Source organism: Brevundimonas sp., from assembly GCF_032107865.1.
GTDB lineage: Bacteria > Pseudomonadota > Alphaproteobacteria > Caulobacterales > Caulobacteraceae > Brevundimonas.
On the sequence record NZ_DAMCNG010000169.1, the window covers coordinates 1 to 5,919 of the forward strand.

A 5,919-nucleotide genomic window follows, 5' to 3' on the forward strand; every position below is an offset into this window, starting at 1 on the left:
CGCGGCCGACGGCGGCCTTGTCCTCGCGCGCGACCGCGGCGGCCAGTTCGGCGGGCGGCAGGATGTCCAGCACGCCCAGCGCCGCCTTCGGCCCCACGCCCTGGATGGTCAGCATTAGGTTGAAGACCTTGCGCTCGTCCCGGCTCAGGAAGCCGTAGAGGCGCGGCCCCTGATCCTGGCTCCACTGGCTCTGGATGAACAGCAGGGTCTCGTCGCCCGGCGCCGGCAGTCGGCCCAGCGTCCGCGCCCCGCAGGTCGCCACATAGCCCACGCCGCCGCAGTCGATCAGGCACTCCGCCTCGCCGACCTCGGCCAGAATTCCGCGCAGACGCCCGATCATGCTGCGCCTCGTATTGCTGCCGTTTTGAACCGGCGATGATGGGCGTGGGTGACGGCCACGGCCAGCGCATCGGCGGCGTCAGCCTTCACATCGCCCGAGGCGGGCAGCAGGCGTTTGACCATGAAGGCGATCTGGCTCTTGTCCGCTTGCCCGGCCCCTACCACCGCCTTCTTGATCAGGGTGGGGGCGTATTCGGCGACGCTAAGCCCCGCTCGCGCCGGGGCCAGCATGACGGCCGCCCGCGCATGGCCCAGCTTCAGCGTCGAGGCCGGATTGACGTTGACGAAGACCTCCTCGATCGCCGCCTCGTCGCAACTATAGGCGGCGCACACCTCGCCCACCTGCTCCAGCAGATGCAGCAGCCGTTCAGAGAAAGGCGCCTTCTCATCCGGCGCGACGACGCCGTGCGCGATCCAGCGTAGGCGGCTGCCTTCGCTTTCGATAACGCCCCAGCCGGTGCGGCGCAGGCCGGGGTCCAGCCCCAGGATCCGAGTCGTTTCGTTCGCCATCCGTTCCTATTGCCCCAAAGAGGGTTAGCGAACAATGACCGGGCGGCTCGTCGCCGTCTCAATCGTCTCGGGGCATGACTGAGAAGCCCGCCAGACCCGCCTGTTCGGCCAGGGCGCGGGACAGGGCGTCGACCTTCAGCGGCATGGGGCCGCGCGCCTTCACGTGCTGTTCGTGAATCTGGCCGTCGGGGCTGACGACGTGGCCGATGCGCGTGGGGCTGAGCCCGTTCTCGGCCAGCAGGGCGCGCAGCGCCTTTTCTTCCGGCGCGGCGCCGCGCGTCCAGCGCAGGGTGACGTCCAGCACGCCGACATGAGGCAGGCGCGCGTCCAGAAAGCGCAGGATGGCCAGCACCAGCAGGGTCGCGCCCGCCGCGATCAGCCCCAGCTTCCACAGGCCGACGCCGAACATCACCCCGATGGCCGAGGTGGTCCACAGCGACGCCGCCGTGGTCAGGCCGTGGACCGAGAACCGCTCGCGAAAGATGACGCCGGCGCACAGGAAGCCGATGCCGGTCAGTATGCCGTGCGCCATCCGCGTCGGGTCGATCACCAGCCGTTGCTCGGGCAGGGCGACGAAGGCCCAGCTGGCCTGATGCATGGCCGCCAGCATCAGGACGCAGGAGGTCATGCAGACCAGGATATGGGTGCGGAACCCCGCCGGATGGCCGTGGTAGGTCCGCTCGATCCCGATCAGCCCGCCCGCCACCATGGCCGAGGCCACCGGCGCCAGCAGGCTCAGTTCATCGACGCCCCAATGCGTCACGCCCCAGTCGATCGCCATGATCCAAACGCTCCCAACGACCGTTCAGGTTGGACCTCTGCGCAGCCTCCGGCAAGCCGTCAGTCGTCGCGCGGGTCCAGCGCGTAGCCGCAGACCGAAGGCAGGGCTGACAGCCGCGCCGCCAGGGTCTTCAGCGCCGCCTCGCCTTCGCACTGGACGCGCCAGCTGCGGCGCACGACCGTCCCGTCGTCGATCAGTTCGAAACGGTCAGGCGCTGGCCTGGGATCGACCGCGCGCAAGGCGGCTTCGACCTCGGCCTCGGGCGAGGGGGCGTCGCGACGCCAGCGCACCTCCACGTCGGTCAGGGTGCGATCGGGCAGGCGCGCGCTGACCAGTCTGAGCGCCACCAGGATCAGGCCGGTGATTACCGTTCCCGCCGCGCCCAAGGCGAACAGCCCCGCTCCGAACAGCAGGCCGATGGCCGAGGTGATCCACAGCGAGGCCGCCGTCGTCAGGCCGTGGATGGAGAAGCCGGTGCGGAAGATGACCCCGGCGCACAGAAAGCCGATCCCCGTCAGCACCCCATGGGCCATGCGGGTCGGGTCGGTGACGATGTTCTCGTTCGGCAGGGCGCGAAAGGCCCAGTCGGCCTGGGTCATGGCGGCCAGCATCAGCAGGCAGGACGCCAGGCTGACCAGGATGTGGGTGCGGAAGCCCGCCGCCCGGCCGCGCCACTCGCGCTCGAACCCGATCAGGCCGCCCGCGATCAGGGCGCCGGCGATGGGCAGGACGACGGTTTCCAGCCAGGCGGCGTCAGCCATGTTTCTGGACGTAGGCTTCGGGGTCTTTGTTGACCGGTTTCACCCCGGTGATGTGGCGGGCCTGGAAGGCGGCGAAGCGCACGCCCAGATCGTGCCGCGTCTGCAGGTCGGCGTTCCGGCGGAAGTCGGTCAGCCCCTGCCGCTCTTCCTCGCCCATGTGTTTGGAGTTGACGACGTTGGCTTCGCCGATCGCGTCGAACCAGGCGCGGCTGCCGACCCTGTGGCCGGCCACGGCCTTGACGGCGTCGCGCAGCTTATTGTGATCCTCGATGGCGTCCTCGGTCTCGCCCTCGACCGTGCCGTCGTCGGCGTCGTTGGCGCCTTCGCCTAGCTTCAGAAGCTCGGGATAGAAATGCCGTTCCTCGGCCTCGGCGTGGGCGTCCAGAAAGGCCGACAACCGTCCCCACACCGCCTTCAGAGCCTCGACGTCGTCCGCGCCGATCTGTTCGATCAGGGAGAACAGCCTGCGCTGTTCGGCGTGGTCGTCCAGGATCAGCTGGGTGATGTCCATGGGGCGGGCTCCTCGCGGCAAGGCTTGAGCCTTAAGAAGCCTCCGGACTCGGGTCCGGTTCCTGATCCCTCGACGCCGCTCCCGCAGGAGAAGGGCGTCGAGGTCAGGATCATCGCGTGCGGATCAGCCCGCGAACTTGGCGGCGTCTTCGTCCGAGATGTTCTCGTTCGAATAGACCTGCTGCACGTCGTCTTCGCCGTCCAGGGCGTCCAGCAGCTTGAACAGGACGCCGACCGAATCGCCCGTCAGGTCGATTTCCGACTGCGGCTTCCAGACGATGGCGGTCGACTTGGGATCGCCCAGCACCTTGGACATGGCCTCGGCCACTTCGTTCAGGTCTTCGAAGGCGGTCCAGATCGTGTGGCCCGGTGCGTCTTCATAGATGTCGGGCTTGACCAGATCGCTCTCGACGTCGGCGGCGCCGGCCTCGATGGCGGCCTCCATCACGGCGTCTTCAGAACCCGCCTCGGCCGGATAGTGGATCTTGCCGACCCGGTCCCACATGAAGGTGACCGAGCCCGATTCGCCCAGGGCGCCGCCGTTCTTGGCGAAGGCCGAACGCACGCCCGAGGCCGCGCGGTTGCGGTTGTCGGTCAGGACTTCGACGATGATCTGGACGCCGCCGGGGCCGCGGCCCTCGTAGCGGATTTCCTCCATCGCATCGACTTCGCCGCCCGAGGCCTTCTTGATGGCGCGCTCGATGTTGTCCTTCGGCATCGATTCGGCCTTGGCGTTGTTCACCGCCAGACGCAGCCGGGGATTCATCGCCGGGTCGGGCATCCCCGACTTGGCCGCCACGGTGATTTCCCGTGACAGACGTGAAAAGAGCTTTGAACGGACCGCGTCTGCGCGGCCCTTGCGGTGCATGATGTTCTTGAATTTGGAATGGCCGGCCATGGAGTCGCTCGCCAGATGTCGAATATGCTGAGGGCGCCCTTTACTGGATGCCGCTTCCTCTGTCACGAGAGGGGAACCGCCCGAACGCGCCGGGGATTATGCGCAGGCATGAATTGGAGACGCCGATGGCCGCCGCCGACGACACCTATCTGGACGAAGCCTATGACGAGGGCATCGATCACGCCCACGCCGGCGAGATCGTTCAGTGGTACGCCAAGCGGCCGGTCACGGTGTCGACTGCGGCGGCCACAAGCTCGCTGGTCGGCGCCTTTGCGCTGGGGGTGCTGACCACCATCGGCGCCCTGGCCGTGCTGCGTCTCTACGACCGGGATTAACGACGGCCGGCATTCCTCGCTGTTGGCGTGCGGGGAAGAGAAGCGCGAATCTTTCGCAAAAAGACTTCACCTCAGCGGTAAAGCCGGTCATCCTTCCTTTCCAAGAAGGAGGCGGCCGTTGGCGCATCCCCGCAGGATGAACCGGATGATCGTCGTGCTCGGCGCGGCGGTCTTGGTGCTGGGCGGTTTCAGCGTCTACGCCCTGATGCAGGGCGCGCACTTCGGGCCGAGGCAGACGACCCCGGCCGAACGCGCCCTCGATCAGGTGCGCGAACAGATGGGACCGCAGGCCGAGGTGCGTCATGTCGAGTCCGGACGCGGTCGCGCCGCCTGCGGCTATGCCGGGCTAAAGGGCAGCCGGGAGGCGGTGGCCTTCGTGTCGCGGCCCAACCGCATCCTGATGAGCAATGATCCGCTGACCGGCGAGTTCGCGACGCTGAAATCGCGCTATTGTCCGGGCTTCGACGCCCCGGCGCCCGCCGCTTCCGGCAAGAGCTGAGACCATGACCGACCAACCCAGCGCCGGCCGCTTCGACGGTCGCGATCACCTGTTGCCCGTGCGGGTCTATTACGAAGACACCGACTTCACCGGCCTGGTCTACCACGCCAACTATGTCCGTTATTTCGAGCGGGGGCGGTCGGACTTCCTGCGTCTGGCGGGGGTAGGGCACGTCGACCTGCTGGAGCAGGACGAGCCGCTGGCCTTCGTGGTGTCGGACCTGGCGATCAAATATCTGAAGCCCGCACGGATCGACGACGCCCTGGTGGTGCGCACCCGCTATGAGGCGATCAAGGGGCCGCGCCTGATCATCCGCCAGACGGTCGAACGCGACGGCGACGTATTGTGCCGGGCCGATGTGGTCGCCGTGTGCATCCATCTGGACGGGCGTCCGCGCCGCCCGACGAAGCGGCTGGTCGAGTTGGTGACGCCCTGGCTCTCCGGTGAAGCCTCGCAATAACGAGGTTGTCAGCCGACGCCCCCGTGACGCAGGACGCGACGCCCGTTAGACCCGCCGCCATGAAACCGCCACGTCCGCCCGGTGCAAAAGGCGGATGAACGGACTTTCCGCCAAGGACCAAGCATGACTCCGCCCGCCGACGCCTCCCTGCTGAATCCCATCGAGCTGTTCATGACCGCCGACTGGGTGGTCAAGACGGTGATGATCGGCCTGGCCGCGGCCTCGGTCTGGTCCTGGACCATCATCATCGACAAGGCGGTGCGCTTCTCGCGCATGAACGCCCGCGCGACCGAGTTCGAGAAGCAGGTCGAGAGCGGCCGTTCGCTGGAGGAGGTCGCCGCCCAGGCGGGGCCGCAGCCCGTCGATCCCCTGCCGCGCATGCTGGTGCTGACGTTGCAGGACTGGCGCGAGGCGCGCACGCGCGGCGCCATGACGGACACGCAAGGCTCCATGCTGATCGCTCGCATCGACCGGGCGCTGGATTCGGTCATCGCCCGCGAGAGCCAGAAGGTCGAGAACGGCCTGGGCGTGTTGTCGGTGGTCGCCACCGCCTCGCCCTTCATCGGCCTGTTCGGCACGGTGTGGGGCATCATGAACGCCTTCGACAGCATCGCGGCGGCGGGCAACACCAATCTGACGACGGTGGCCCCGGCCATCGCCGAGGCCCTGTTCGCCACGGCCATCGGCCTGGCGGCGGCCATCCCGGCCTATATCGCCTTCAACGCCTTCTCGGTGTCGGCGGGCAAGTTCACCGGCCGTCTGGAAGCCTTTGCGGACGATCTGCAATCGGCCATCGCCCGTCGTCTGGGCGCGCCTGCGACCCCGC

General features: G+C 67.9%; 10 protein-coding genes. 4 read left to right on the top strand and 6 right to left on the bottom strand.

Annotation, left to right across the window (positions count from 1 at the left end; translation table 11 throughout):
- The 6 genes from ruvA to RT567_RS12710 all read right to left on the bottom strand — a co-directional run.
- Positions 1 to 340 (bottom strand): Holliday junction branch migration protein RuvA (gene ruvA, locus RT567_RS12685; RefSeq protein WP_313576680.1); only part of this gene is annotated, 340 nt, incomplete at its 3' end.
- Complete coding sequence (gene ruvC, locus RT567_RS12690) at positions 337 to 849, bottom strand: crossover junction endodeoxyribonuclease RuvC (RefSeq protein WP_313576681.1); 513 nt, start codon at positions 847 to 849, stop codon at positions 337 to 339. The genes ruvA and ruvC, both read right to left, overlap by 4 nt.
- A 58-nt stretch (positions 850 to 907) precedes the next feature.
- Positions 908 to 1,630 carry an MgtC/SapB family protein gene (locus RT567_RS12695; protein ID WP_313576682.1) on the bottom strand — a complete coding sequence of 241 codons (723 nt, stop codon included), beginning with the start codon at positions 1,628 to 1,630 and terminating at the stop codon, positions 908 to 910.
- A gap of 59 nt (positions 1,631 to 1,689) precedes the next feature.
- Entirely contained in the window at positions 1,690 to 2,391 is a 702-nt protein-coding gene (locus RT567_RS12700; RefSeq protein ID WP_313576683.1) for an MgtC/SapB family protein, read from the bottom strand.
- The gene (locus RT567_RS12705; protein WP_313576684.1) at positions 2,384 to 2,902 is read right to left on the bottom strand and encodes a hemerythrin domain-containing protein; all 519 of its coding nucleotides are present in this window, start codon (positions 2,900 to 2,902) and stop codon (positions 2,384 to 2,386) included. The genes RT567_RS12700 and RT567_RS12705 overlap by 8 nt, the downstream gene beginning before the upstream one ends.
- Before the next feature lie 123 nt (positions 2,903 to 3,025).
- Positions 3,026 to 3,799 carry a YebC/PmpR family DNA-binding transcriptional regulator gene (locus tag RT567_RS12710; protein ID WP_087141197.1) on the bottom strand — a complete coding sequence of 258 codons (774 nt, stop codon included), beginning with the start codon at positions 3,797 to 3,799 and terminating at the stop codon, positions 3,026 to 3,028.
- A gap of 125 nt (positions 3,800 to 3,924) precedes the next feature.
- On the opposite strand from RT567_RS12710, the gene RT567_RS12715 reads away from it, so the two are divergent.
- The 4 genes from RT567_RS12715 to tolQ form a co-directional block, all read left to right on the top strand.
- Positions 3,925 to 4,134, top strand: coding sequence for a hypothetical protein (locus tag RT567_RS12715; protein ID WP_087140890.1), 210 nt, complete (start codon positions 3,925 to 3,927; stop codon positions 4,132 to 4,134).
- 118 nt (positions 4,135 to 4,252) lie between these two features.
- Positions 4,253 to 4,633, top strand: a complete 381-nt coding sequence (locus RT567_RS12720; protein WP_313576685.1) for a hypothetical protein — start codon at positions 4,253 to 4,255, stop codon at positions 4,631 to 4,633.
- Positions 4,634 to 4,637: 4 nt separating this feature from the next.
- Complete coding sequence (gene ybgC / locus RT567_RS12725; protein WP_313576686.1) at positions 4,638 to 5,093, top strand: tol-pal system-associated acyl-CoA thioesterase; 456 nt, start codon at positions 4,638 to 4,640, stop codon at positions 5,091 to 5,093.
- A gap of 123 nt (positions 5,094 to 5,216) precedes the next feature.
- Positions 5,217 to 5,919, top strand: a 703-nt coding sequence (gene tolQ / locus RT567_RS12730) for a protein TolQ (protein ID WP_313576687.1), incomplete at its 3' end; no start/stop codon positions are given.